General features: G+C 71.6%; 24 protein-coding genes and 2 pseudogenes. 15 read left to right on the plus strand and 11 right to left on the minus strand.

Translation table 11 applies throughout. The features are described from left to right. The 3 genes and pseudogenes from EEJ42_RS14330 to rsgA form a co-directional block, all read right to left on the minus strand. Positions 1-197, minus strand: a pseudogene (locus tag EEJ42_RS14330) (protein phosphatase 2C domain-containing protein); the annotation flags it as partial. Positions 198-300: 103 nt separating this feature from the next. Then, positions 301-1,740 carry a dihydrolipoyl dehydrogenase family protein gene (locus tag EEJ42_RS14335; protein WP_123100337.1) on the minus strand — a complete coding sequence of 480 codons (1,440 nt, stop codon included), beginning with the start codon at positions 1,738-1,740 and terminating at the stop codon, positions 301-303. Positions 1,741-1,967: 227 nt separating this feature from the next. Next, complete coding sequence (gene rsgA, locus EEJ42_RS14340; RefSeq protein WP_123100338.1) at positions 1,968-3,080, minus strand: ribosome small subunit-dependent GTPase A; 1,113 nt, start codon at positions 3,078-3,080, stop codon at positions 1,968-1,970. A gap of 329 nt (positions 3,081-3,409) precedes the next feature. On the opposite strand from rsgA, the gene EEJ42_RS14345 reads away from it, so the two are divergent. From EEJ42_RS14345 to EEJ42_RS14355, 3 genes and pseudogenes are all read left to right on the plus strand, one after another. Beyond that, on the plus strand, positions 3,410-3,889 hold the full coding sequence (locus EEJ42_RS14345) for a MarR family winged helix-turn-helix transcriptional regulator (protein WP_123100339.1): 480 nt from the start codon (positions 3,410-3,412) through the stop codon (positions 3,887-3,889). A 156-nt stretch (positions 3,890-4,045) separates the two neighbouring features. After that, a pseudogene (locus EEJ42_RS14350) lies at positions 4,046-4,406 on the plus strand (zinc ribbon domain-containing protein); the annotation flags it as partial. Positions 4,407-4,483: 77 nt separating this feature from the next. Continuing rightward, on the plus strand, positions 4,484-4,840 hold the full coding sequence (locus tag EEJ42_RS14355; protein WP_123100340.1) for a hypothetical protein: 357 nt from the start codon (positions 4,484-4,486) through the stop codon (positions 4,838-4,840). Positions 4,841-5,099: 259 nt separating this feature from the next. Here the strand turns inward: EEJ42_RS14355 and EEJ42_RS14360 are convergent, their stop codons facing one another. Together EEJ42_RS14360 and EEJ42_RS14365 are read right to left on the minus strand one after the other, a co-directional pair. Continuing rightward, entirely contained in the window at positions 5,100-5,801 is a 702-nt protein-coding gene (locus EEJ42_RS14360; protein ID WP_123100341.1) for a class I SAM-dependent DNA methyltransferase, read from the minus strand. Between the two features lie 43 nt (positions 5,802-5,844). Further along, positions 5,845-7,104 (minus strand): YihY/virulence factor BrkB family protein, encoded by a 1,260-nt coding sequence (locus tag EEJ42_RS14365; RefSeq protein WP_246096718.1) that lies wholly within the window; start codon positions 7,102-7,104, stop codon positions 5,845-5,847. Positions 7,105-7,386: 282 nt separating this feature from the next. Here EEJ42_RS14365 and EEJ42_RS14370 point away from each other — a divergent pair, with 282 nt between their 5' ends. The 11 genes from EEJ42_RS14370 (at position 7,387) to EEJ42_RS14420 (ending at position 17,675) form a co-directional block, all read left to right on the plus strand. Further along, positions 7,387-7,920, plus strand: coding sequence for a GNAT family N-acetyltransferase (locus EEJ42_RS14370; protein WP_123100342.1), 534 nt, complete (start codon positions 7,387-7,389; stop codon positions 7,918-7,920). A 389-nt stretch (positions 7,921-8,309) separates the two neighbouring features. Then, complete coding sequence (locus EEJ42_RS14375) at positions 8,310-10,004, plus strand: nitrite/sulfite reductase (protein WP_123100343.1); 1,695 nt, start codon at positions 8,310-8,312, stop codon at positions 10,002-10,004. Next, positions 10,001-10,186: a hypothetical protein gene (locus EEJ42_RS14380; protein WP_123100344.1), complete on the plus strand. Its 186-nt coding sequence runs from the start codon at positions 10,001-10,003 to the stop codon at positions 10,184-10,186. Before EEJ42_RS14375 ends, EEJ42_RS14380 begins: the two co-directional genes overlap by 4 nt. Next, positions 10,183-10,884: a phosphoadenylyl-sulfate reductase gene (locus EEJ42_RS14385; RefSeq protein WP_123100345.1), complete on the plus strand. Its 702-nt coding sequence runs from the start codon at positions 10,183-10,185 to the stop codon at positions 10,882-10,884. Before EEJ42_RS14380 ends, EEJ42_RS14385 begins: the two co-directional genes overlap by 4 nt. Continuing rightward, a complete protein-coding gene (cysC, locus tag EEJ42_RS14390) occupies positions 10,884-11,456 on the plus strand; it encodes an adenylyl-sulfate kinase (protein WP_123100346.1) in 573 nt (190 codons plus the stop codon). Before EEJ42_RS14385 ends, cysC begins: the two co-directional genes overlap by 1 nt. Further along, positions 11,453-12,403, plus strand: coding sequence for a sulfate adenylyltransferase subunit CysD (gene cysD, locus EEJ42_RS14395; RefSeq protein WP_123100347.1), 951 nt, complete (start codon positions 11,453-11,455; stop codon positions 12,401-12,403). Before cysC ends, cysD begins: the two co-directional genes overlap by 4 nt. Before the next feature lie 2 nt (positions 12,404-12,405). Beyond that, positions 12,406-13,788 carry a sulfate adenylyltransferase subunit 1 gene (locus EEJ42_RS14400; RefSeq protein ID WP_184503084.1) on the plus strand — a complete coding sequence of 461 codons (1,383 nt, stop codon included), beginning with the start codon at positions 12,406-12,408 and terminating at the stop codon, positions 13,786-13,788. Between the two features lie 209 nt (positions 13,789-13,997). Beyond that, positions 13,998-15,134 carry an aliphatic sulfonate ABC transporter substrate-binding protein gene (locus EEJ42_RS14405; protein ID WP_123100348.1) on the plus strand — a complete coding sequence of 379 codons (1,137 nt, stop codon included), beginning with the start codon at positions 13,998-14,000 and terminating at the stop codon, positions 15,132-15,134. 54 nt (positions 15,135-15,188) lie between these two features. Then, on the plus strand, positions 15,189-15,983 hold the full coding sequence (locus EEJ42_RS14410) for an ABC transporter ATP-binding protein (protein ID WP_123100349.1): 795 nt from the start codon (positions 15,189-15,191) through the stop codon (positions 15,981-15,983). After that, positions 15,970-16,893, plus strand: a complete 924-nt coding sequence (locus EEJ42_RS14415) for an ABC transporter permease (RefSeq protein ID WP_123100350.1) — start codon at positions 15,970-15,972, stop codon at positions 16,891-16,893. The genes EEJ42_RS14410 and EEJ42_RS14415 overlap by 14 nt, the downstream gene beginning before the upstream one ends. Before the next feature lie 29 nt (positions 16,894-16,922). Beyond that, on the plus strand, positions 16,923-17,675 hold the full coding sequence (locus EEJ42_RS14420) for a sirohydrochlorin chelatase (protein WP_123100351.1): 753 nt from the start codon (positions 16,923-16,925) through the stop codon (positions 17,673-17,675). 10 nt (positions 17,676-17,685) lie between these two features. Here EEJ42_RS14420 and EEJ42_RS14425 read toward each other — a convergent pair whose 3' ends face one another. From EEJ42_RS14425 to EEJ42_RS14445, 5 genes are all read right to left on the minus strand, one after another. Beyond that, positions 17,686-18,828, minus strand: a complete 1,143-nt coding sequence (locus EEJ42_RS14425) for a wHTH domain-containing protein (RefSeq protein WP_123100352.1) — start codon at positions 18,826-18,828, stop codon at positions 17,686-17,688. A gap of 51 nt (positions 18,829-18,879) precedes the next feature. Beyond that, a complete protein-coding gene (locus tag EEJ42_RS14430) occupies positions 18,880-19,818 on the minus strand; it encodes an STM4015 family protein (RefSeq protein WP_246096721.1) in 939 nt (312 codons plus the stop codon). Between the two features lie 100 nt (positions 19,819-19,918). Then, complete coding sequence (locus EEJ42_RS14435; RefSeq protein WP_123100354.1) at positions 19,919-20,554, minus strand: mycothiol-dependent nitroreductase Rv2466c family protein; 636 nt, start codon at positions 20,552-20,554, stop codon at positions 19,919-19,921. Positions 20,555-20,622: 68 nt separating this feature from the next. Next, positions 20,623-20,946 (minus strand): cupin domain-containing protein, encoded by a 324-nt coding sequence (locus EEJ42_RS14440; protein WP_123100355.1) that lies wholly within the window; start codon positions 20,944-20,946, stop codon positions 20,623-20,625. 138 nt (positions 20,947-21,084) lie between these two features. Continuing rightward, a complete protein-coding gene (locus EEJ42_RS14445; RefSeq protein ID WP_123100356.1) occupies positions 21,085-22,305 on the minus strand; it encodes a S8 family peptidase in 1,221 nt (406 codons plus the stop codon). Positions 22,306-22,651: 346 nt separating this feature from the next. Between EEJ42_RS14445 and EEJ42_RS14450 the strand changes: the two genes are divergently transcribed. Then, entirely contained in the window at positions 22,652-24,937 is a 2,286-nt protein-coding gene (locus tag EEJ42_RS14450) for an MMPL family transporter (RefSeq protein WP_123100357.1), read from the plus strand. An 18-nt stretch (positions 24,938-24,955) separates the two neighbouring features. Here the strand turns inward: EEJ42_RS14450 and EEJ42_RS14455 are convergent, their stop codons facing one another. Further along, positions 24,956-26,263, minus strand: a complete 1,308-nt coding sequence (locus tag EEJ42_RS14455; protein WP_425472893.1) for a macrolide family glycosyltransferase — start codon at positions 26,261-26,263, stop codon at positions 24,956-24,958. Between the last annotated feature and the right edge of the window lie 4 nt (positions 26,264-26,267).

The raw sequence follows: 26,267 nt of genomic DNA on the forward strand, positions 1-26,267 counted from the left end.
CCCCAGGGAGCCCCCGCGGCGGGCCGCTGGTCCCCGCCGGCCGGCCGTCTGCCGCCGAGGGTGCGGGACGCCGAATCGAAGCGCTCGTCCACCGAGTCGGCCGCGGCGGCGGGCCCGGCGTCGGCCCGCGCGGGGTCGTACAACTCGCCCCACCAGTCGTTTTCCTGACGGCGTCGGTCGTCCCCCTGCTGGCTCATCCCCATATTGTCCACAGGGGAGCTTCACGCGAACACCACGCGACGGTCTCCGGGGCTCCCGAAAGGGCGCCCAGCCCGGCCCCGCGCCCCGGCGCGCACCCGTCTACCCCCGGTACGCCTCCAGCAGCCGCAGCCATACCTCGCTCACCGTGGGGAACGACGGCACCGCGTGCCACAGCCGCTCGATCGGCACCTCACCGGCCACCGCCACGGTCGCCGAGTGCAGCAGCTCCCCCACGCCCGGCCCCACGAACGTCACGCCGACCAGATGGCCCCGGTCCAGGTCGACGACCATGCGGGCGCGTCCGCGGTAGCCGTCCGCGTACAGGGCGGCGCCGGACACCTGGCCCATGTCGTAGTCGACGACCCGGATGCTGCGGCCCTCGGCCTCGGCCTGTTCGGCGGTCAGCCCGACCGCGCCGACCTCCGGGTCGGTGAAGACGACCTGCGGCACCGCGCCGTGGTCCGCGGTCGCCGCGTGGGCGCCCCAGCGGTCCGTCTCCAGCAGCGGTACGCCCTGGGCGCGGGCGCCGATGGCCGCGCCCGCGATGCGCGCCTGGTACTTGCCCTGGTGGGTGAGGAGCGCACGGTGGTTGACGTCGCCCGCGGCGTACAGCCAGCCGCCCGGCACGTTCCGCACCCGGCAGGTGTCGTCCACGTCCAGCCAGCCGCCGGGCGTGAGCCCGACCGTCTCCAGCCCGAGGTCGTCGGTGCGCGGGGCGCGGCCGGTGGCGAACAGCACCTCGTCGGCCTCGACGGTCTCCCCGCCGTCCAGCGTGAGCGTCACCGGCCCCTGCGCGCCGTCGCGCCGCACGGCCGTCGCGGACGTCCCCGTACGGATCTTCACCCCCGCCTCGGCGAGCGACTCCGCCACCAGCTCGCCCGCGAACGCCTCCATGCGCTCCAGCAGCCCCGCGCCGCGGATCAGCATGGTCACCTCGGAGCCGAGGGCGCTCCACGCGGTGGCCATCTCGGCGGCGACGACCCCGCCGCCCACCACGGCCAGCCGCCGCGGCACCGTGGACGAGCTGGTCGCCTCACGGCTGGTCCACGGGCGGACCTCCGCGAGGCCGGGCAGAGGGGGCAGCGCGGCGCTGCTGCCGGTGCAGATGGCCACGGCGTGCCGGGCGACCAGGGAGCGCTCCTGCCCGTCCGGCTGGGTGACCGCGACACGGCGCGGCTCGACGATCCGCCCCTGGCCGCGGACCAGGTCGATGCCCGCCGAGTCGAGCCAGCCGACCTGGCCGTCGTCCTTCCAGTTCGACACGAACGCGTCCCGGTGGGCGAAGACGGCGGCCACGTCCAGCGGCGCGTCCGCGCCCTGCCGCGCCCCGGGCGTACGCCGCGCCTCGGCGCGCGCGATGACCGGGCGCAGCAGCGCCTTGCTGGGGACGCAGGCCCAGTACGAGCACTCGCCGCCGACCAGCTCGCTCTCCACGATCGCCGTGGAGAGCCCGGCCGCGCGCGCCCGGTCGGCCAGGTTCTCCCCGACCGGGCCCGCGCCCAGGACGACGACGTCGTACTCATCCGTACCGGAGTTCATCGCGACCCGCTCTCTGCCGCGGCCGACCGTGCCGACCGCCGACGGTGTGCCCGACCGTGGGATGACGCTTCCCCCATCCTCCCGTCGAGTCCCCGCCGACGGCCACCCGAATCGGACACCCGGCACAGGCCCGATCCCGTACGCCCTCCGCAGGCAGGTCCGCCGGGCGGCCGGGCCGGACGTGGCCCGGCCACCCGACGGGCGCATTCCCCAGGTGCCGCGCGGCGCTACGGCTTGCGCTGCGGTCCGCGCTTGCGTTCGACCATGTGGCGGCCGAGCGCCTGCCGCTGCTTCCACTCCCGCCGCATCTCGGACCGCAGCCGGGCGTCGGTGCGGGCCGCGAGGTAGGCGTTCTCGCGCAGCAGCTTGCGGTAGCTGTCCAGTCGCCGGGGCGGCAGCGAACCGTCCTCGACCGCGGCGAGCACCGCGCACCCCGGCTCGGTCTCGTGCGCGCAGTCGTGGAAGCGGCAGTCCGCGGCGTACGCCTCGATCTCGGCGAACGCCTGCGCCACCCCGCCCTCCGCGTCCCACAGCCCGACGCCCCGCAGCCCGGGGGTGTCGATGAGCGCGCCGCCCGAGGGGAGCGGCAGCAGATTGCGGGTGGTCGTGGTGTGCCGCCCCTTGCCGTCGCTGTCCCGGATCGCGCGGACGTCCTGCACGTCCTCGCCCACCAGGGCGTTGGCCAGCGTCGACTTGCCCGCGCCCGACTGGCCGAGGAGGACGGACGTCCCGGCCGCGAGCAGCGCGCCGAGCACATCCACCCCCTGCCCGGTCGTGGCACTCACGGCGAGCACCTGAACCCCGGGCGCGGCGGTCTCGACGTCGGCGACGAGATGTGCCAGCGCACCCGGGTCGTCCACCAGGTCCGCCTTGGTGAGGACCACGACCGGCTGCGCCCCGCTCTCCCAGGCGAGGGCCACGAAGCGCTCCACCCGCCCGAGGTCCAGCTCGGCGGCGAGCGATACGGCGATGACGGCGTGGTCGACGTTGGCGGCCAGCACCTGGCCGTCGGAGCGCTTGGAGGAGGTCGACCGCGCCACTTCCGTACGCCGCGGCAGCAGCGCCCGTACGTAACGCGGCTCGCCGCCCGCGTCCACGGCGGCCCAGTCGCCGGTGCACACGACCTTCATCGGGTCACGGGGAACGACGAACTCGGTGTCGGCGCGGACAGTGCCGTCGGGCGCCACCACATCGCACTGGCCACGGTCCACCCGCACCACGCGCCCGGGGATCAGCCCCTGTCGCGCGTACGGACCGAACGCGGCCTCCCACTCCTCGTCCCAGCCGTAAGGGACGAGGACGGCGTGACGGGAGGCGGCGTCGGAAAAAGCGTTGCTCAAGCTCAAGGGAAAACCCTTCGAAGGGCGGTCCCCGGCGCGCTACAGAATCTGCGGAATGGTCAGCCGGAGACCACGGGGATGGGATTGATGCACTTCGTGACGCGGGCGGAGCAGCCCGGAACCGTGACCGTCATCAATGTCCTCACCTCCCGTTTTCCTCGCTCTCGGCGGATGCGACGCCACCATATCCCCACCGGGGGCGCGGCTCCACCGATTATCCGCGCACGGCGCGCACGGCGGGCCCGCGGCACCGGCGCCGGAGGCCGGGGCCGTCCGCTTCGGTAGCTTCCTCGTAGCCGCTCATAGACCTAGGTGAGGTACCCCAGAGAATGCATGACGACGACCTGCTCGCGGAGCTGCTCCCCCGGCTGACCCAGCTCAGCAACGTGCTGAACCGCGGCCGCATGTACGAGCAGGCCGCCGCGGCGGCCGGGATCTCGCTGGAGCGCCCGGCGATGGCGGTGCTCGGCATCCTCAAGACGGCGGGCAGGCCGCTGCGCATCGGCGAGATCGCCGACCGCATGCAGGTCGCGGGCCCGCACGCCACCCGCCAGGTCCAGGGCCTCGAACAGCGCGGGCTGGTCCACCGCATCGCCGACCCCGACGACCAGCGCGCCCGGCTGATCGACCTCACCCCGGAGGGCGCGTCGACCGCCGACCGCTACATGCGCACAGTCCTCGGCTGGTTCACCGGCGCCCTCGCCCACTGGCCCGACCAGGACCGCCGGGACCTCGGCCGTCTGCTGGGCCGCATGGTCGACGACCTCACGGCCCACCTGTCCGCCACCGACGGCCCCGGCCCGTCATGACGCGAACGGCTCCAGTCGGCCACCGTCGACCCCCACCGCGCGGCGCGCGCGATACGCCTGGGGGTACCGGCTGGAGCCGTGCTGCGTGGCGCCGGGTGCCCATTACCGAATCGCGGGCAAGTTTCCGCACCGCCAGTCATTCACGCGCTTGCGGACGACGCCATCGCCGTCGAGGACTTCAAGCCGAGGTTCCTGGCCAAGTCCTCGATGGCGCGCAAGGCGGCCGACGCCGCGATCGGCGCAACGAAGAAGGCCCTGATCGAGATGGGCCGCAAGCACGGGCGGGACATCCGTCTGGTGCATCCAGCGCACACCACCAAGGACTGCGCATCGTGCGGAGCGAGAACCAAGCACGCACTGCCGCTGTCCGAGCGCACCTACACCTGCACCGCATGCGGAGCCGTCTGTCCCAGAGAACAAGAACTCCGCCCGCGTGATGCTCGTCCGGGCAGGTCTGAACCCGGCTGGCGCCGAGGGCTTAAGACCTCCGGGAGCGCAGCTCCCGGAGGCAGCCTGAGCCAGGAATCCTCCCCCTTCAGGGAGGGGAGTAGTCAAATCCGTGCCGGGGGCTCCGGCGAGGGGCGCCGGTCCCATGTGCCGTGGCAGCTGCCGCCGTTGGTTCGCATCACCGACCGGACGGCGAAGCTGGAGAGGCAGCGGAAGCGGGCGGCCACAGAGGGATACGGGACGCTGGCCGGGGTCAGCGGGCTGGACAGGGTCGGGAAGACGGAAGTGGCGCTCGCGTGGCTGCACGGGCTGCGCGAGCGGTTTCCGGACGGGCAGCTCTACACCCACCTCGGCGCCGAGGCCGCGGCCGGGCCCATGGCGCCCGAGGAGGTGGTGGGGCAGTTCCTGCGGGCCCTGGAGGTGGAGACCCGGCAGATACTCACGCCCTTCGCCGAGCGGGTGGCGCTGTACCGGTCGCTGACAGCGGCCCGGGGTCTGGCTTGAGAACGAACTGCCCAATCTGATGGCGGTGATCCACATCGCCCGTCCCGCCGGTTTCCCGACCGTCGCCTGGCCGCTCACCGACGCCCTGTGGCCGCTGTTCCTGCGCCGGAAGTTCTACGGGACTGGCGGGCCGCCCACCGCGAAGGGCTGGTGGCGGCGGAGGAGTTGCGGGACGCGGTCGCGGAGTGCCGGATGCTCACCTCAGGCGGAATGGGCGAGCTGGGGAGACAGCAGCGCAGAACGTTTGGCATATGCCCCGTCAGATCCGCTTCCGCCACACCATCGCGACGGACACCGGGTGGTGGCGGAAACGCTCCCACTTCGGCTTCACGGCCAGCCACCGCTCGTCCACCACACCCTCCCGCATCTCGGCGAGCGTCCAGCCCGCGCCCAGTCCCGCCGTGATGTGTTCGCTGAGCAAATGGACATGGGTGCTGATGGCGACCGACTCACCCGTGTCGCTGGTGAAGTGGGTCGGCATGCCCGTGGTCATGATGAAGTGCGGGTGGAAGGCCACCACCACACAGGCCGCGCCGGGCTCCGCGAGCCGCCACGCCTCGTCGTAGAACGGGCGCAGCTCGGGCAGGTGTTCATCGATGAGCGAGGCGATGACCAGGTCGTACGCACCCGTGTCGAGACCGGTCGCGCGGACGTCGCCCTCGATGAGGCGGTCGTGGACGCCACGGGCGCGGGCGCGGTCGAGCATTTCGGGGGTGAGGTCGACGCCGTCGATCGCGGGCACCCCGTTGCGGCGCAGCCAGGTGGCGGTGCGGCCGGTGCCGCAGCCGAGGTCGGCGGCGCGGCGGACGGAGGTCCATCGGGGGTCGGTGAGTTCGTCGAGGAGGGCGAGGTCCATGACGTCCTCGACGGTCTGCTCGTAGGTCTCGACCCACTGTCCGTAGCCGGTGGCGACGTCCACCGTGCGGTATCCGCGCGTGTCGAAGTCGGAGAAGTGAACCATGCGCCGCAGTATCGGCGACCGCCGGGACGGGGCGCGACGGGTTTTACGCCGGGGGCGCCCCGTCCCGCGTGGCGCCGTCCTCCGCCGCCCTGACCTCCGGCTGCCTGACCTCGGGCTGCCCGGCTTCGGGCTGCCCGACTTCGCGCCGCTCGGGCTCGGTGCGCTTCGGCTCGCCCTCCGCGCCGGGATCGCGGTCGCGGTCGCGCTTGCCGTGGTGGTGCAGCCGACTCCGTATGTCCGCGTGCGGCAGGAACTGGGCCCACCGCTCGGGGAACTCCGACGGCGGAGTGCTCTCGGCCGACCCGTCGTCGGCCGTGCGCTGCTCCCGGGCGCGCTCCATGGCGGCCTGTTCGCGCGTCCAGGCCGCCCGCTGGGCGCGGCCGGCGGCGGTGGCCACCGAGGGCCACACCCGGTCGATGGCGGCGTTGACGGCCGCGCCCACGAGCACCGCGAAGGCGGACACGCCGATCCACAGAAGGACGGCCACGGGCGCCGCCAGCGATCCGTAGATCGTCGGGCCCTCCACGGTGTGGATGAGGTAGATCCGCAGCAGGAAGCTGCCGAGCACCCACATGGTGAGCGCCACGAGCGCCCCCGGGATGTCCTCCCGCCACACCGAACGCACCGGCACCGACACGTGGTAGAGCGTGGTGAGGAAGGCGACGGACAGCAGGATCACGGTGGGCCAGTACAGGAACCGCACGAGGGTGGCGCTGGACGGCACGAAGTCCACCACGGTCTCCGGGCCGATGACCATCAGCGGCAGCGCCACCGCCCCGATGACGAGGGCCACCAGGTAGAGGAGGAAGGCGAGCAGCCGGGTCCGGACGATGCCGCGGCGCCCCTCCAGCCCGTACATGATGGTGATGGTGTCCACGAACACGTTCACCGCGCGGGAGCCGGACCACAGCGCGATGCCGAAGCCGAGCGAGATGACGTCGGGGCGGCCGCCCTCTATGACGTCGTCCAGGAGCGGCCGGGCGATCTCCTTGACGCCCTTGTCGGAGAGCACGGTGCCCGAGGCGTCGAGGATGTTCTGCCGGATGGTGGCCACGGTGTCGGTGTCGGTCCAGGCGTCGAAGTAGCCGAGCAGCCCGATCAGGCCGAGCAGCAGCGGCGGCAGCGACAGCAGGGTGAAGAAGGCGGCCTCGGCCGCGAGGCCGGTGACCCGGTACTCCATGCAGGAGTTGACGGTGTCCTTCAGCAGCAGCCAGGCCATCCTGCGCTTGGACACGTTGCGGTACATGGCGCGGGCTTTGTTCAACCGTCCGGACGGCTTCGGGATGTCTTCTGCTGGCTGCACGCCCCAACCGTATCCGGCACCCTCCGGCGTGACGGACACGTCACCGCTGCACAACGGCCGGAACGCGCCGGAACGCGTCGGCGGAGGGGACGCCGCGCCGACTCGGCACCGCCCTCCGCCCGCTGCGGTCACTGTCCGCGCCCGCCGCGCCGGGCGGCAAAGGTTGCGTCGCGTTGCACCTCACGTCGATCAGCCGCCGAGCGGTACCTGTCAGGCCAGGACCGGTACCTGTCAGGCCAGGACCGGTACCTGTCACGGCCCGATCCATGGTTGGCTGCCCCCATGGCCATCGACGTGACCACCTGGTCCCTGGAGCAGACCTCGTCCACGGACCTCGACCCGGCGCGGGAGCCCGCGGCCGAGGCGGGAGTGAAGATCGTCCGCGCCGAGGTGCCGAGCCCCGAGTTCAGCCGCTTCCTCTACACGGCCGTCGGAGCGGACAACGACTGGACCGACCGGCTGGAGTGGTCGCGCGAGCGGTGGCTGGGGTTCCTGGACCGGCCCGGGGCGGAGACCTGGGTCGCGTACGAGCGCGGCACCCCGGCCGGGTTCATCGAGCTGGACCCGCAGGACGCGGGCGTGGTGGAGATCTCGTACTTCGGGCTGCTGCCCGCCTTCCGGGGCCGCCGCATCGGCGGACACCTGCTGACCTGGGGCACCGGCCGCGCCTGGGACCTGGCCGACCGCTGGTCCGGCCTGCCGCCGACCAAGCGGGTGTGGGTGCACACGTGCAGCAAGGACGGGCCGCACGCGCTCGACAACTACCGCCGCCGGGGCTTCCGGGTCTTCGACGTCAAGACCGAGACGGAAGGGTGACCAAGCCCACATCGTCCCACAGAACGAGACTGAGACGTCCGGATACTGGACAAAGGTGGACTCGCCCAAGATGGGCGTGCCACGCTTCCCTCATGTCTCGAGCTGGAATTGCCTTGGTGAGTCGACGCCACGTCGACCTCGGCCGCATGTCCAGCGCGATCTGTCCGGCGAGCTGAGGCACTCAGCAGGGCCCGTACCGGCCCCCGGACCATCTCCTCGCACTTCCCGCCGCCCCCGATGACGTGGGCGAGCGCGCACGCCTCGACACCCCATCGCCCACCGCACCGGTATCCGCCGCAGCGCCGTGCCCGCCTGCGCTCCTGCGCAGGTCAGAGCGTGCGCGCGAGATCATCCGCCGCACCGAGCCGCTCAGAAGGACACACACCGCCATGCCCGCCACACCGGAACGCGCAGCAGCCACGCCCCGCCGTAAGGCCGGACGCCATCGCGGCGAAGGCCAGTGGGCCGCGGGTCACTTCACCCCGCTCAACGGCAACGAGCAGACCAAGAAGGACGACGACGGTCTCAATGTGCGGACACGCATTGAGACGATCTACGCCCACCGTGGTTTCGACTCCATCGACGGTGCCGACCTGCGCGGCCGGATGCGCTGGTGGGGCCTGTACACCCAGCGCAAGCCCGGGATCGACGGCGGCAAGACCGCCATCCTGGAGCCGGAGGAGCTGGACGACGAGCACTTCATGATGCGGGTCCGGATCGACGGCGGGCGGCTGACCACCGAGCAGCTGCGGGTCGTCGGCGAGATCTCGGAGGAGTTCGCGCGCGGCACCGCCGACATCACCGACCGGCAGAACGTCCAGTACCACTGGATCCGGATCGAGGACGTCCCCGAGATCTGGAAGCGGCTGGAAGCGGTCGGCCTGTCGACCACCGAGGCGTGCGGCGACACCCCCCGCGTGATCATCGGCTCCCCGGTGGCCGGGATCGCCGAGGACGAGATCATCGACGGCACCCCCGCCATCGAGGAGATCCACCGGCGCTACATCGGCAGCAAGGAGTTCTCCAACCTGCCGCGCAAGTTCAAGACCGCGGTCTCCGGCTCCCCGGTGCTCGACGTCGTGCACGAGATCAACGACGTCGCGTTCGTCGGCGTGCGCCACCCCGAGCACGGCCCCGGCTTCGACCTGTGGGTCGGTGGCGGGCTGTCCACCAACCCCAAGATCGGCGTCCGGCTCGGCGCCTGGGTGCCGCTGGAGGACGTCCCGGAGGTGTGGGCCGGGGTCACCTCGATCTTCCGCGACTACGGCTACCGGCGGCTGCGCAACCGCGCCCGGCTGAAGTTCTTGGTCGCCGACTGGGGCCCGGAGAAGTTCCGCCAGGTGCTGGAGGACGAGTACCTGAAGCGCCCGCTGTCCGACGGCCCGGCGCCCGCCGAGCCCGTCCAGCAGTGGCGCGACCACATCGGTGTCCACCGCCAGCAGGACGGCCGCTACTACGTCGGCTTCGCCCCGCGCGTCGGCCGGGTGGACGGCACGACCCTCACCAAGATCGCCGACCTGGCCGAGGCCCATGGCTCCGGGCGGCTGACCACCACCGTCGAGCAGAAGATGATCGTGCTCGATGTGACCGAGGACCAGGTCGAGTCGCTGGTCTCCGGGCTCGAGGCGCTGGACCTCCAGGTCAAGCCGTCCCCGTTCCGGCGCGGCACGATGGCCTGCACCGGCATCGAGTTCTGCAAGCTCGCGATCGTCGAGACCAAGGCGCGCGGCTCCTGGCTCATCGACGAGCTGGAGCGCCGGCTGCCCGAGTTCGACGAGCCGCTCACCATCAACCTCAACGGTTGCCCGAACGCCTGCGCCCGCATCCAGGTCGCGGACATCGGCCTCAAGGGCCAGCTGGTCATGGACGACAACGGCGAGCAGGTCGAGGGCTACCAGGTGCACCTGGGCGGCGCGCTCGGTCTGGACCCGGGCTTCGGCCGCAAGGTGCGCGGCCTGAAGGTCACCGCCGCCGAACTCCCCGACTACGTCGAGCGCGTGCTGCGCCGCTTCCAGGAGGAGCGCGAGGACGGCGAGCGGTTCGCCACCTGGGCCGGGCGTGCGAGTGAGGATGCTCTCAAGTGAGTGAGCGTGCGGCGCCGTTCTACTGCCCCTATTGCGGGGACGAGGACCTGCGGCCCTCCGAGGAGGGTCACGGGTCCTGGGAATGCGCGTCCTGCAATCGGGCGTTCCGCCTGGCGTTCCTCGGGCTGCTGGCCAAGGGCCTGCGGCGCGACCAAGCCGGAGAAGGGGACACATCGACATGACCCAGCTTCAGCAGCACACCGATCTCGAAGCGCTCGCCACGCAGGCGGGCCGCGACCTCGAGGACGCCCCGGCGCTCGACATCCTGCGCTGGGCGGCCGACACGTTCGGGCCGCGCTTCTGTGTCACCTCCTCGATGGAGGACGCGGTGGTGGCCCATCTCGCCTCCCGGGTGTTCCCCGGTGTCGACGTGGTGTTCCTCGACACCGGCTACCACTTCCCGGAGACCATCGGCACCCGTGACGCGGTGGCGGCCGTGATGGACGTCAACGTCATCACCCTCACCCCGCGCCAGACGGTGGCCGAGCAGGACGCCGAGCACGGGCCCAAGCTGCACGACCGCAACCCCGACCTGTGCTGCGCCCTGCGCAAGGTGCAGCCGCTGGAGGAGGGGTTGAAGGAGTACGACGCGTGGGCCACCGGGCTGCGCCGCGACGAATCCCCGACCCGCGCCAACACCCCGGTCGTGAGCTGGGACAACAAGCGGCAGAAGGTGAAGATATCGCCCATAGCGCGCTGGACTCAGGCCGACGTGGACACGTACGTGGCAGAACAGGGTGTGCTGACCAATCCCCTGCTCATGGACGGATATCCTTCCGTCGGCTGCGCGCCCTGCACCCGCCGGGTGCTGGAGGGCGAGGACGCCCGGTCGGGCCGCTGGGCGGGGAGCAACAAGACGGAATGCGGACTGCACGGCTGATGGCTGTCGACCAGGAGAACGAGATGAGCGCGCCGATACACACCGGGGCCACCGTGTGGCTGACCGGTCTGCCGAGCGCCGGAAAGACGACGATCGCGTACGCGCTCGCGGAGCGGCTGCGCAGCGAGGGCCACCGGGTGGAGGTGCTGGACGGCGACGAGATACGCGAGTTCCTCTCCGCCGGGCTCGGCTTCTCGCGCGAGGACCGGCACACCAATGTGCAGCGGATCGGCTTCGTGGCCGAGCTGCTGGCCTCCAACGGGGTCAAGGTGCTGGTGCCGGTGATCGCGCCGTTCGCGGACAGCCGTGAGGCGGTGCGCAAGCGCCACCAGGCCGAGGGCACCGCGTATCTGGAGGTGCACGTCGCGACGCCGGTCGAGGTGTGCTCCGAGCGCGACGTCAAGGGGCTGTACGCGAAGCAGGCGGCGGGCGAGATCAAGGGGCTGACCGGGGTCGATGACCCGTACGAGGCCCCGGCCGACCCGGATCTGCGGATCGAGACCCATGAGCGGGGCGTGCAGGAGTCGGCGGCTGCACTTCGCGTACTGCTGAGCGAGAGGGGACTGGCATGACGACCGTGGCTCCGATCAACGGGACCGGATCCGGTGCGGGCGAGGGCGACCTCTACGCGCTCTCGCACCTGGACGCGCTGGAGTCCGAGGCGGTGCACATCTTCCGCGAGGTGGCGGGCGAGTTCGAGCGGCCGGTGATCCTGTTCTCCGGCGGCAAGGACTCCATCGTCATGCTGCACCTGGCGCTGAAGGCCTTTGCGCCCGCGCCGGTGCCGTTCTCGCTGCTGCACGTGGACACCGGGCACAACTTCCCCGAGGTCATCGACTACCGGGACCGCACCGTCGCCGAGCACGGGCTGCGCCTCCACGTGGCGTCCGTGCAGGAGTTCATCGACGACGGGCGGCTGCGCGAGCGCCCGGACGGCACCCGCAATCCGCTCCAGACCGTGCCGCTGCTGGACGCCATCGAGAGGAACCGCTTCGACGCGGTGTTCGGTGGCGGCCGCCGGGACGAGGAGAAGGCGCGCGCCAAGGAGCGGGTGTTCTCGCTGCGCGACGAGTTCGGCGGCTGGGACCCGCGCCGTCAGCGCCCCGAGCTGTGGCAGCTGTACAACGGCCGGCACTCGGCCGGTGAGCACGTCCGCGTGTTCCCGCTGTCCAACTGGACCGAGCTGGACGTGTGGCAGTACATCGAGCGCGAGAAGATCGAGCTTCCGCAGATCTACTACGCGCACGAGCGCGAGGTGTTCCGGCGCAGCGGCATGTGGCTGGCCCCCGGTGAGTGGGGCGGTCCGAAGGACGGCGAGACGGTGGAGCGGCGCCAGGTGCGCTACCGCACGGTGGGCGACATGTCCTGCACCGGTGCCGTCGAGTCGGACGCGGTCACGATCGAGCAGGTCATCGACGAGATCGCGGCATCCCGCCTGACCGAGCGGGGTGCGACGCGCGCCGACGACAAGCTGTCGGAGGCCGCCATGGAGGACCGGAAGCGCGAGGGGTACTTCTAGTCATGACGAGCAATCTCAGTGCCGAAGAACAGGCCGTGGTGACCGCGGTGGAGCAGTCCGCGGCCTCCTCCCAGCTGCGCTTCGCGACCGCCGGTTCGGTGGACGACGGCAAGTCGACCCTGGTCGGGCGGCTGCTGCACGACTCCAAGTCGGTGCTGGCCGACCAGCTGGAGGCGGTCGAGCACGCGTCGCGCAGCCGTGGCCAGGAGGCGCCGGACCTGGCGCTGCTGACGGACGGGCTGCGGGCGGAGCGCGAGCAGGGCATCACCATCGATGTCGCGTACCGCTACTTCGCCACACCGAAGCGGCGCTTCATCCTCGCCGACACCCCGGGCCACGTGCAGTACACCCGCAACATGGTCACCGGCGCCTCCACCGCGGAGCTCGCGGTGGTCCTGGTGGACGCGCGCAACGGCGTGGTGGAGCAGACCCGGCGGCACGCCGCGGTCGCCGCCCTGCTGCGGGTCCCGCACGTCGTCCTGGCCGTCAACAAGATGGACCTGGTGGACTACGCGGAGCCGGTGTTCGCCGCGATAGCCGAGGAGTTCACGACGTACGCGGCCTCGCTGGGCGTCCCCGAGATCACCGCGATCCCGATCTCGGCGCTGGCCGGGGACAACGTGGTGACCGCGTCCGCGAACATGGACTGGTACGGCGGGCCGACCGTGCTGGAGCACCTGGAGACGGTGCCGGTGGGCACCGACCCGTCGCAGGACCCGGCGCGCTTCCCGGTGCAGTACGTGATCCGTCCGCAGAGCGCCGAGCACCCCGACTACCGCGGCTACGCGGGCCAGGTGGCCTCCGGTGTGCTGCGGGTCGGTGACGAGGTGACGGTGCTGCCGTCCGGCCGTACGAGCACCATCACCGGGATCGATGCGCTGGGCCAGTCCGCCGACCTGGCCTGGGCGCCGCAGTCGGTGACGCTCCGGCTCGCCGACGACCTCGACATCTCGCGCGGCGACGTGATCGCCCCGAGCGCGTACGCGCCCACCCCCACGCAGGACGTCGAGGCGACCGTGTGCCATCTGCACGACCGCCCGCTGCGGGTCGGGGACCGGGTGCTGCTGAAGCACACCACCCGGACGGTGAAGGCCATCGTCAAGGACATCCCGTCCCGGCTGACGCTCGCCGATCTGTCGCACCACCCGGCGCCGGGTGAGCTGGCCGCCAACGACATCGGCCGGGTCGTCCTGCGGACGTCGGAGCCGCTGGCGCTGGACGTGTACGCCGCCTCCCGCCGCACCGGGTCCTTCCTGCTGATCGACCCGGCGGACGGCACGACGCTGACCGCGGGCATGGCGGGCGACTCGTTCGCCGAGCAGGCGTCGGCCGCGGATGGCGCGGACGGCGCCGACGCTGCCGACGACGACGGGTGGGATTTCTGACCATGGCCGGTGAGGTGTTCTCGACGTTCGCGAAGGAGGGCGGCCGCGTAGGCAGCGGCGCCCTGGGCAGTGGTCAGGGCGGAGTCGGGCGATGTGTGCGCTGAACCGCGCCTTCCCCGCTCTGCCGTCCCACTCCGCACGAAGATCGTCTGAACTGCCGGGCGCCCCCTGACATCGGGCCGCCCGGCCCTCCGAGAGGAACACCTCCCGTGTCGTCTGCCACTCCGCGTGCCATAGCGCCCTCGCCCCGCCGCCGTACCGCCCGCCTGCTGGCGGCCTCCGCCGTCCTCCCGCTGCTGATCGGCTCGCTCGGCGCCTGCGGCTACGGCTCGAAGAAGGCCGACGACGGACCGAAGGTCGAGGCGAAGGGCAAGAAGCTCGACGGCCTCGACGACGTGAAGGTCGGCTACTTCGCCAACGTCACCCACGCCACCCCGATGGTCGACCGCCAGGAAGGTCTGATCCAGAAGGAGCTGGGCGGCACGAAGGTCAAGCCGTTCATCTTCAACGCGGGCCCCTCCGAGATCGAGGCGCTCAACGCGAAGTCCATCGACATCGGCTGGATCGGCCCCTCCCCCGCCATCAACGGCTACACCAAGTCCGGCGGCCAGAACCTGAAGATCATCTCGGGTTCGACGTCCGGCGGCGTGTCCCTCGTGGTCAACCCGGACAAGATCAAGTCCGTCGATGACCTCAAGGGCAAGACCATCGCGACGCCGCAGAAGGGCAACACGCAGGACGTGGCCCTCCTCAACTACCTCGCCGAAAAGGGCTACAAGGTCGACCCGCAGACCGGCAAGGGCGATGTGAACGTCCTCCGGCAGGACAACAAGGAAATCCCGACGACCCTCAAGACGGGCGGTGTCGACGGCGCGTGGGTGCCCGAGCCGACCGCGTCGAAGATCGTCTCCCAGGGCGGCAAGAAGCTGCTGGACGAGAAGAAGCTGTGGAAGGACGGCAAGTTCGTCATCACGAACATGATCGTCTCCAAGCAGTTCCTCAAGGAGCACCCGAAGGTCGTCGAGGCGGTGCTGCGCGGCTCGGTGAAGACCAACGCCTGGATCAAGTCCCACCCGGACAAGGCCGCCCAGGACATCAACGCCTCGCTGAAGCAGATCACCGGCAGCGATCTGCCCCCCAACGTGCTCGACCCGGCGTTCAAGAACATCGACGTCACCAATGACCCGCTGGCCTCCACCCTCCAGGACGAGGCGCAGCACGCGGTCAAGGCAGGTCTGCTGGAGAAGCCCCGGCTCAAGGACATCTACGACCTCACGCTGCTCAACAAGGTCCTCAAGGCCCAGGGCGAGCCGGAGGTCGACTCCGCCGGGCTCGGCAGCAAGTAGGGCCTCGTCGCCTTGGATCCCGTCAGCAAACGCAGTCCTCAGGAGGTGACGGCCATGACCGCTACGCTCACCCAGAAGCCCGTCGACAAGAATGGCACGGGTACCTATGCCGCGCGTTTCGACCACGTGTCGAAGTCGTTCGGCCGCCCCGGCGCGCAGCAGCTGGTGCTGGACGACATCACGCTCGATGTCGCACCAGGCGAGTTCGTCTGCCTCCTGGGGGCCTCGGGGTGTGGCAAGTCCACGCTCCTCAACCTCGTCGCCGGTCTCGACAAGCCGACCGGCGGCAGCATCGACGTCCCGGGCGGGCGCCCCGCCCTGATGTTCCAGGAGCATGCGCTCTTCCCGTGGCTCACCGCGGGCAAGAACATCGAACTCGCGCTGCGCATGCGCGGGGTGCCGCGCGCCGAGCGGCGCGACGAGGCCGAGCGGCTGCTGGAGCTCGTACGCCTCAAGGGCGCGCACGGCAAGCGGGTGCACGAGCTGTCCGGCGGCATGCGGCAGCGGGTCGCGATGGCCCGCGCGCTGGCGCAGGACAGCCGGCTGCTGCTGATGGACGAGCCGTTCGCCGCGCTCGACGCCATCACCCGCGACGTGCTGCACGACGAGCTGACCCGCATCTGGAGGGAGACGAACCTGTCCGTCCTCTTCGTCACGCACAACGTGCGCGAGGCGGTCCGGCTCGCCCAGCGCGTGGTCCTCATGTCCTCCCGGCCCGGGCGCATCGCCCGCGAGTGGGACGTCGAGATGCCGCAGCCGCGCCGGATCGAGGACGCGGCCGTCGCCGACCTGTCCGTCGAAATCACCGAACAGCTCCGTGGGGAGATTCGCCGACATGGCCAGCACTGAGGCCCAGCGGGACGCCTCCGTAAAGACCCCGGCCGACGCCGAGGCCGCCCCCGACCAACTGGCGGGGCTCGAAGCGGGCCTGGACGCCCTGGAGACCCGGGTCAAGGACCGGGTGCCGGTCAGCCGGGTCCTGCTCGACAAGGTGCTGCCGCCGGTCGTCGCCATCGTGATCGTGCTGGCGCTCTGGCAGCTCGCCTACACCCTGGAGCTGAAGCCGCACTACCAGCTGCCCAGCCCGGTCGACGTCGGCCACTCGCTCCAGGAGAAGTGGCTGGACGGCACGCTGCTGGGCTACGTGTGGCACAGCGTGTCGCGTGGCGCGCTCGGCTTCGCCGCCTCGCTGGTCATCGGCACGCCGCTGGGCCTGCTGGTGGCGCGCGTGCGGTTCGTACGGGCGGCCATCGGCCCGATCCTGTCCGGCCTCCAGTCGCTGCCGTCGGTCGCCTGGGTGCCGGCCGCGATCATCTGGTTCGGGCTGACCGACTCCACCATCTACGCGGTGGTGCTGCTCGGCGCGGTCCCCTCCATCGCCAACGGCCTGGTCTCCGGCGTCGACCGCATCCCGCCGCTGTACCTGCGTGCGGGCCGTACGATCGGCGCGACCGGTGTCGCCGGGATCCGGCACATCCTGCTCCCGGCCGCGCTGCCCGGCTACATCGCGGGGCTCAAGCAGGGCTGGGCGTTCTCCTGGCGGTCCCTGATGGCCGCCGAGCTGATCGCCACCTCCCCCGACCTGGGCACCGGCCTCGGCCAGCTGCTCGACCAGGCCCGCGTGGACCAGGACATGTCCCTCGTGCTCGCCGCCATCCTGCTCATCCTCGTCGTCGGCATCGGCATCGAGCTGCTGATCTTCGCCCCGATCGAGCGGCGGGTGCTGCGCAGCCGCGGCCTGCTGGCGAACGCCCGCTGAACGGAACCCACGGACCCGACGGAAGCATCATGCCTGCCCCGACCTTCCTCCTCGTTGCCCACGGCAGCCGCGACCCCCGCCACGCGGCGACCGTCGACGCGCTGTGCGCGGGGGTGCGGTCGCTGCGGCCGGGGCTGCGCGTCGAACCGTCCTTCCTGGAGTTCAACGCACCACGGGTGGGCCAGGTCCTGGACCGGCTCGCCGCGCAGGGGGCGGACGAGGTGATCGCCCTCCCCCTCCTGCTGACCCGCGCCTTCCACGCGAAGGCCGACATCCCGGCGGTCCTGCGCGAGGCGACGGCCCGCCACCCCCGCCTGGCCGTGCGCCAGGCCGACGTCCTGGGCCCCTCCCCGCTCCTCGTGGAGGCCCTGGAACACCGCCTGTACGAGGCCGGGCTGCGTCCCGGCGACCGGCACCGGACCGGCATCGTCCTGGCCTCGGCGGGCTCCACCGACCCGGAGGCGATCGCGGTGATCGCAGAAATCGCGCGGGAGTGGCGGCACACCGGCTGGTGCGCCGTGCGGCCCGCGTTCGCCTCCGCTTCCCTCCCCCGTACCGAGGACGCGGTGCGCGCCCTGCGCGCCGAGGGCGTCGAGCGGGTGGCCGTGGCCCCGTACGTCATCGCCCCCGGCCGCCTCCCCGACCGCATCGCGCACGGCGCCGGGGCGGCGGGCGCGGACACCCTCGCCGACGTCCTCGGCCCGGCGCCCGAGCTGGCCCGGCTGCTGCTGACGCGCTACGACGAGGCGCGAACGGCGCAGCGGTTCCTGCTGACCGCCTGAGCGCACCGCGTCACGGGCGCGGCGCGCCGCACACCTCCGGATAGTCCACCTCGTCGGGCAGCCGATGGCCCAGGGCGGTCAGCCGCGATGCGACGTCCGCCGGGCTCCGCCCGGTCAGGCTCGCGCTGTGCAGCACGTGTTCCAGGTGGACGCCGTCCAGGTACGAGCGGTCGACCGTCTCCAGCAGCCGGATGTCCGCCGGATCGGCGACGTCGGGCACCTTCGCGTTTTCGTGCAGCCAGTGCCCCAGCGCGGCCAGCCTCGCGGTGATGTCCGCGGGGCTGCGGTCCGTGGCGAGGGCCGCGCGGAGGATGTGGCGCAGCCCTGCTCCCACGACGTTGTTCCGCTCCAACCAGGGGCGCCTGCCGTCGAGTTCCTGGCTGAGGATGCGCAGGTCGTCCTCGTCCCAGGTGTCCGGCACGGTGCCCTGGGGGTGGCAGCCCAGCTCGGTCAGGCGGGCCGCGATGTCCGCCGGGCGGCGGCCCGTCTCCCGCGCGACCGCGAGGACGTGCCCGAGGGGCGCGCCGGGGTGCTGGAGGATCCGCTCGTCCTCGGGTTCCGGGACGTACGGCAGCCGGATGCCGAGCGCGGTCAGCCGCGTGGCGACGGTGTGCGGATTGCACCGCAGCGTGGCGGCCGTCTTGAGCACATGCCGTGCCGTCGTCCCGTCGCCCCAGCCCAGCCACTCGCCGCTGCCCCGGGGGTCGGTGCGGATCATCACGATGTCCCGGGTGTCCGGGGATTCGGGCAGTGGGTGGGCGGGCGGGACCGTACAGCCGAAGGCGGTGAGCCGCCGTGCGGCCTCGGCGGGGCTCAGGCCCTGCCGTCCCGCCGCGGCGAGGAGGTCCCGCAGCGGGACGGGTTTGCCGAGGTCGAGCCACGAGACGTTGTAGGTGTCCGCCTTGAGCAGCAGGGCGTCACCCGGGTCCACCGTGGCGGGCAGCGGGGCGTCGGGAAGCTCGATGTCGGCGTACCCCAGGGCGGTCAGCCGCGCCACGACGGCGGCCGGGCTGTGCCCCGACGTGGCGGCGGCGTACAGCACGTGCCCGAAGGGCACCGGCTGACCCGGCCGCACCCAGGAGACGTCGCGTCCGACGGGAACGCGGGTGATGCGGAGGTCGTCCGGGTCCTGGGATTCAGGGCTGTTCGGCATGGTGGGCCTTTCGGGAGAGGGGAGAGTGAGGGCGAGAGGCGGGGTGGAGGGTCATTCGCCGACCGCGATGTAGCGGCCGCCGCCCCACTCCTCGTCGTCCTCGTCCTCCGCGTCCTCCTCCTGTCTCCCGCGCAGGTTCACCCGCACCCCCGCGGGCTCCAGCGATGTCCATATCCGCAGCATCATGGCGTTGCTGAGGAAGTGGTGCGACAGATCGAGTGCGGTGAGGTGGGTGAGTGGCTGCCCGCCGAGCAGCGCCTCCGCGCCCTCGTCGGAGAGCGTGCCCATGGCCAGGCTCAGCGAGGTGAGCCGCGGTACGACCGGCGCGGAGGCCACCGCGGCGGCCAGCTCGTCCTGGAGGGGGCTGTTCTGCAACCCCAAGTGGCGCAGCGCGGGCTTGCCTTCGCCCGCGAGGAGCGGGGCCAGCTGCTCGACCGTGGTGCCGCCGCCGTAGTCGTCGTCGCCCAGCCACAGCTCCAGGCGCTCCAGCGCGGGCAGGTCGGCGGCGGCGATGTGCGCCGCCGCCTCCGGAGGCAGCCCGCCCGACTCGACGCGCAGCGCCCGCAGCCCCGGGTGCCCCTTCACGGGGAAGTCCAGCCCGTCCCCGCCACGGATCACCAGCTCCCGCAGACCGGGGAAGGCATCCAGGAGGGGCCCGAGGTCGGACTGGTGGATCGAGGAGATCATCGACTCCTCGTCCTCCAGGTCGCCGAGGAACAGCGCCTCGAGGCCGGTCAGCCGGGGGCTGAGGTCGATGAGCGCCTGGTCGAACAGGTCGTACACGCCGTGGCCGAGGATCAGCGCCCGCACCTTCTCCAGTTCCACCGTGCCGGTGAAGCGCTCCCAGCAGACGTCGGCGTCCTCGTCCGTCGCATACGGCCCGGCCTCCAGCCGCCAGGCGACGGAAGCGGCGTCGGGCAGCAGCGTGGCGGGCGTGTACGGCGGAACGGTCAGGACAGGTAATCCGTAGAAGGTCTGGGCGTGGTGCACGTACGACAAGACGAGACTCCCGGGGCTCCGTGTCCGACGGCTGTGCGCGATGTTCTACCAGCTGCCTCGGACAACGGCGGTTCCGCCGTACCCATGGGGCTCAGCTGAAGTCGAGGCCGCCGGTGCGGGTGCGCTTCAGCTCGAAGAAGTCCGGGTAGCCCGCGAGCAGTCGCGCGCCGTCGAAGATCCGCACGGCGTCCTCGCCGCGGGGGATCGAGGAGAGGACCGGGCCGAAGAAGGCCACCCCGTCGATGTGGAGGGTGGGGGTGCCGACGTCCTCGCCGACCGGGTCCATGCCCTCGTGGTGGCTCTTGCGGAGGGCGTCGTCGTACGTAGTGGAGTGGGCGGCCCCGGCCAGGTCGGCGGGCAGGCCCAGCTCGGCCAGGGCCTCCTCGATCACGGTCTGGCGGTCCGGGCGCTCCTCCGTGTCCGCGGTGTGGAGGCGGGTGCCCATGGCCGTGTAGAGGTCCCGCAGCACCTCCTCCCCGTGGTGCTGTGCGGCCGCGATGCAGACGCGGACCGGGCCCCACCCCTTGGCCACCAGCTCCTGGTACCGCTCCGGCAGGTCCTCACGGCCCTCGTTGAGGACGGACAGGCTCATCACCCGGAAGCGGAGGTCGAGGGTGCGGTGGCGCTCGACCTCCAGGATCCAGCGGGAGGTGATCCAGGCGAACGGGCAGACGGGGTCGAAGTAGAAGTCGACCTTGGTGGGGGTGTCGGTGTGTGAAGTCGTCATGGCCGGGAGCCTAATCGGCCACTGGCCTCCCGCCGAGGGACAACCCGCCGCCCATCACGTGGGCCATTTCAGCCCTCGGGATAGAAGACGAAGAGCGTGCAGCCGGTGGTGGTCTGCGGGATGTGCGAGGAGCCCGCCGGGGCGTGGAGGAAGGTGCCGGCCGGGTAGTCGCGGTGGCCGTCGTTGAAGGTGCCGGAGACGACGAACACCTCCTCGGGGCCGGGCTCGTGGACGTCCAGCCCTTCCCAGGTGCTGCCCGGGTCCATCTCCAGGACGTGGGCCTTCGCGCCGTTCTCGCCGGTCCACAGCGGGCGGAGCCGGATGCCCGGGAAGAGTTCCTTCACCGGCGCGTCCGCGACCGCCGACCATGTGTATCCGTCCGTGATGTTCATGCCCGCAACACTGGCACGGTGGAACAACGCCCCCAAGATGTCAGCCAGTTGCTCTCGGTACCCCACTGAAGCGGCCGCCGTGCCCAGTGGGGTGGACACGGCGGCCGGGTGTTCAGTTGTGCCTCAGATGACGGTGACTTACTTGACGACCTTCAGCAGCTTGTTCGGGGTGCCCTCGCTCGGGTTGGAGATCTTGTCGGCGGTGGCACCGTCCGTGAGCGCCTTCGCCACGTCGGCGGGCTTGGCGTCCTGGTGGCCGCTCAGGTAGACGGCGGCGGCGCCCACGACGTGCGGGGTGGCCATCGACGTACCGGAGATGGTGTTGGTGGCGTCGTCGCCGGTGTTCCAGTCGGAGGTGATGTCCGAGCCGGGGGCGTAGATGTCGACGACCTTGCCGAAGTTGGAGAAGTCGGACTGCTCGTCGGCGTCGGTGCTGGAGGCGACGGTGATCGCGTCCTTGACCCGGGCGGGCGAGCTCTCGCTCGCGTCGGCGGACTCGTTGCCCGCCGCGACAGCGAAGGTGACACCGGAGTCGATGGCCTTCTGCACCGCCGCGTCCAGGGCCTCGTCGGGGGTGCCGCCGAGGCTCATGTTGGCGACGGACGGGCCCTTGTGGTTCTTGGTGACCCAGTCGATGCCGGACACCACCTGTTCGGTGGTGCCCGAGCCCTGGTCGTCCAGGACTCTTACGGCCACGACCTTGGCCTTCTTGGCCACGCCGTGGTCGGTACCGGCGATGGTGCCCGCGACATGGGTGCCGTGGCCGTTGCCGTCGTCGGCGTCCTCGTCGTTGTCGATGGCGTCGAAGCCGGAGGTGACGCGGCCGTCGAAGTCCTTGTGCGAGGCACGGACCCCGGTGTCGATGACGTACGCGGTGACACCCTCACCCGCGCTGTCCGGGTAGGTGTACTTCTTGTCGCCCTTGGTGTCGGCCTGGTCGATCCGGTCCAGACCCCAGGACGGCGGGTCCGCCTGGGTGGTCTTGATGGAGTAGCGGTGGTTCTGGACGACCTTGGCGACCGACGGGTCGGCGGCCAGCCGCTTGGCCTCGGTCTCGCTGAGACCGCCTGCGGAGAAGCCGTTGACGGCGGAGTCGTAGCTGTGGCGCAGCTTGCCGCCGTAACTCTCGGCCAGGTCCTTGCCCTCGGAGGCGGCCTTGACGGTCTGTCCGCCCTTGAGCATGACGATGTAGCTGCCGTCGACGGCGTTCTTGGCCTGGGTGCCGTAGACGGTGCCCTCGGCGGGCTTCGCGGTGGCGGCGCCGGCCGGGACGGCCACGAAGGCACCGGCGGTGACGGCGCCCGCCGCGGCTATCGCCAGGGTGAGTCGACGCGCGTTGCGCTGCTTGTGTACTGCCATGACGAGGGATCCTCCTCGTGCGGTTGTGGGGGGATTTCGCGCACGCTGTTTTCACACGCGGTTGCGATGGCGCCGGAGCGTGTTCGGATCACTCCGGGCTGAGACGAAACCCTGGCGGATCGAACCGGGCAATTCAAGATCCTGGTCCATGTGTGACATATGCAACGTCATCACAGCACGATCACGACAAGTCCCTTTACCTGTAAGGGCCTTGGACCGGAGGGGTAGGGCCGGCACCCCTCCTCCAGGTGGAGAACCCCGCCCCCCGCCTCACCGGTCAGCAGGATGGGTCCGGGTGCACCCGGGCCCTAGCGTCGTCCGGAGATGGCGGCAGGGGGCCGCCACCATGGGAAAAGGGGACGTCGTGGGGGACTCAGGACGCCGGAACGGGCCACGGGGGCTGGCCGCCCGCGCGGGCAGTTGGAGCGCCCGGCACCGCTGGACGGCGGTCGGGGGCTGGCTGCTGCTGGTGGTTCTCGCGCTGGCCGTGGGGTCGATGACGGGCCGGGTCGATTCGGCCGGCAGTGAGGAGCGTCCGGGCGAGTCCGGGCGTGTCCTGAAGATTCTGGACGACGCGGGCATTGTCGAACCGGCCGGGGAAACCGTCCTGGTCCAGGCATTGGGCGGCGGAGTGAACGCGGACGACCCGGAGTTCCGGGGCGCGGTCGACGCGGTGCTGTCCGCGGTGCGCGGCACCGGCGAGGCCACCGCGGTGAAGTCCCCGTACGCGACGAAGGCGATCTCGGCCGACCGGCGGTCCGCGCTGGTGCGGTTCGACCTGCGCGGCGACGCGGAGTCCGCCGCGGAGCGCATCCAGCCCGTGCTGGACGCGGTGGAGAAGGCGCAGCGGGACCATCGGGCCCTGAGGATCGAGGAGTTCGGCGACGCGAGCGGGGAGAAGGCGTTCGACGACGCGTTCGGCTCCGACTTCGCGCAGGCGGAGTACTCGGCGGTGCCGGTGGCCCTCGGCATCCTGCTGATCGCCTTCGGCGCGCTGGTGGCCGCGCTGCTGCCGGTGGCGCTCGCGATGACGGCGTTCCTGGCCACCACCGGTCTGGTGGCGGTGGTCAGCCACTGGATGCCCATGAACGACACCGCCAACTCGGTGATGCTGCTGGTGGGTCTGGCCGTCGGCGTCGACTACTGCCTGTTCTACCTGCGCCGGGAGCGCGAGGAGCGGGCCGCCGGGCGGGACGCCGACACCGCGCTGCGCATCGCGGCGGCGACCTCCGGCCGGGCCATCCTGGTCTCCGGTGTCACGGTCATCGTGGCGATGGCGGGCATGCTCTTCACCGGCCTCGCCGAGTTCCAGGCGATGGGTCTTGCCACCCTGATGGTGGTGGCCGTGGCGATGGTCGGCTCGGTGACGGTGCTGCCCGCGCTGCTCTCGCTGCTCGGCGAGCGGGTCGAGAAGGGCAGGGTGCCGTTCGTGTCCCGCGCCAAGCGGAAGGGCAACGGCGAGAGCCGGGTGTGGCGCGCGGTCCTCGGCAGGGTGCTGCGCAGGCCGAAGCTGTCGCTCGCGCTGGCCGGCGGTGCGCTGATCGCCATCGCCGCACCGGCGGTCAGTATGAACACCGCGAACCTGACGCTGGACCAGGAGTTCAGCGACTCCCTGCCGATCGTCCGGGCCTACGAGCACATGGACAAGGCGTTCCCCGGCGGGCCGGACCCGGCCCAGGTCGTGGTCAAGGCCGACGACATCGACGCCGCGCCGGTACGTGGCGCCATCGCCCGCTTCCGCGACCAGGCCGTCGCCAAGGGGGCCTCCACGGGCCCGGTCACGGTGGCCTTCCACGAGAAGCGGAACCTGGCGATCGTGTCGGTGCCGCTGACCGGCGGCTCGGACGAGGGCAAGGCCGAGAAGAGCCTGACCGTCCTGCGGGACGAGGTGCGCCCCGAGACGCTCGGCACGGTGGACGGCGTGGACGCCCCGATCGGCGGTTCCGTCGCCGCCAACAAGGACTTCAACGACGCGCTCGGCTCGGCCATCGCGCCGGTCTTCGCCTTCGTCGTCGTGTTCGCCTTCCTGCTCATGCTGATGTCGTTCCGGTCGCTGACCGTCGCCGCCACCTCCATCGTGCTCAACCTGCTGTCGGTGGGCGCCGCGTACGGCATCCTCACCGCCGTCTTCCAGCACGGCTGGGGCGCGGGCCTGGTCGGCGCGGAGGGGGTCGGCGCGATCGTGTCGTGGCTGCCGCTGTTCCTCTTCGTGATCCTGTTCGGGCTGAGCATGGACTACCACGTGTTCGTGGTCTCCCGGATCCGCGAGGCGCGGATGGCCGGGCGCACCACCCGGGACGCGGTGGTGCACGGCGTGGTCACCACGGCGGGCGTCGTCACCAGTGCCGCCGTCATCATGGTCGCGGTGTTCGCCATCTTCGGGACGCTGTCGATGCAGTCCATGAAGCAGATGGGCGTGGGCCTCGCCGCCGCCGTCCTCATCGACGCCACCGTGATCCGCGGGGTGCTGCTGCCCGCCGTGATGACGCTGCTGGGCGAGCGGAACTGGTACCTGCCGCCCTGGCTGCGGTGGCTGCCCGACCTGACCCACGACGAGACGGCACCCACCCCGCCCCCGGCGACGCTCCCCGCCCCCGGCCTGGACGACCGCCGCAGGCACGCCAAGGTCTGACGGACCACCGCTTTCCCCTCACCCGGCCGCGCGGCTCCCCATGAGCCACGCGGCCGGTTCCGTCGTACCGCTGAGCGGCCCGGCCGGGAGTTCCGCTTCGATCAGGTCGGCGGCCCGCTCCGGGCCGCCTTCGGCGGCCATGCGGGCCTTGACCTCGGCGCAGCGGGCGGCCACCCGGGGGTCGTCCGCGAGGGCGAGGACGGCCGCTCGCAGGGATTCCGCCGTGATCTCCTCCTTGGGCAACTGGCGTGCCACGCCGAGCGATTGGAGGGTCTGGGCGTTGCGGAACTGGTCCACGGCCTGAGGTACGGCCACCATCGGGACGCCGCAGCTCAGGGCCTCCTGGCTGCCGCCCGCGCCCGCGTGGGTGACGAAGGCGTCGGCCTGCTGGAGGACGCTGAGCTGGGGCACCCAGGTGTGGGTTTCGATGTTGGCGGGCAGGGCGCCGAGGCCGTCCGGGTCGACGTATCCGCCGATCTGGAGGACGACGTGCCAGCCGGGGAGGTCGCCGAAGGCGTCGACGCAGGCGCGGTAGAAGCCGGGTTCCCTGGTCCAGGTCGAGCCGAGCGAGATCAGCAGGACGCGGTCCGTGGGGGCGAGGGTGTCCGGGCGCCGCCACTGGCCGTCGTCGTGGCGGGTGGCGTGGCAGCGGCCGACGAAGGAGTAGACGGAGGTGTCGACGCGGTCGGCGTGGGGCTGGAACAGCTCGGGGATGAGGGCGAGGCAGCGGCGGGGGCGGCCGGTGAGGCGGTCGGGGTCGGTGTCGGGCATGCCGTGTTCGGCGAGCCAGGCCCTGAAGCGCGCGTAATAGGCCCGGCCCCGCTCGGAGTGGCGCAGGTGCCCGTACTTCGGATCGAAGACCTCTTCCTTGTAGCCCTCCCAGGCCACGAAGCTCGGCGCCAGCTCGACCGCGGGCACGCCCCAGCGGCGGGCGAGGAGGTGCGCCGGGTAGGCGGTGATGTCGTAGAGGATCAGGTCCGGCTCGTCGCCCTCGTACGCCGTCAGGTGCTGGGGCAGCGCCTGGATGGCCTCGGTCAGGAACGGCTCGACGTAATCGATGAGTTCGGCGTCTTCCGGCATGTCGTCCTGGAAGAGGACCGTGTCGTAGGTCCTGGGCTCGGCGCCGGTTTCGGCGACCTTGTCGGCGAACGACTCGGGAATGGCGTAAGTGACCCGGTGGCCGCGGGCCACCAACTCGCGGATCACCTCAAGGCTGGGGTTGACGTGCCCGTGCGCCGCGATGCCGAACATGGCTATATGGGCGGGCCCTTGGGCACGCATCGCTGAGGTCATGGTGCGGAACTTAGGCGAGGCCGATTGCCTCATGCAA

It is taken from the genome of Streptomyces botrytidirepellens, from assembly GCF_003721215.1.
In the GTDB taxonomy this organism is placed as follows: Bacteria; Actinomycetota; Actinomycetes; order Streptomycetales; family Streptomycetaceae; genus Streptomyces; species Streptomyces himastatinicus.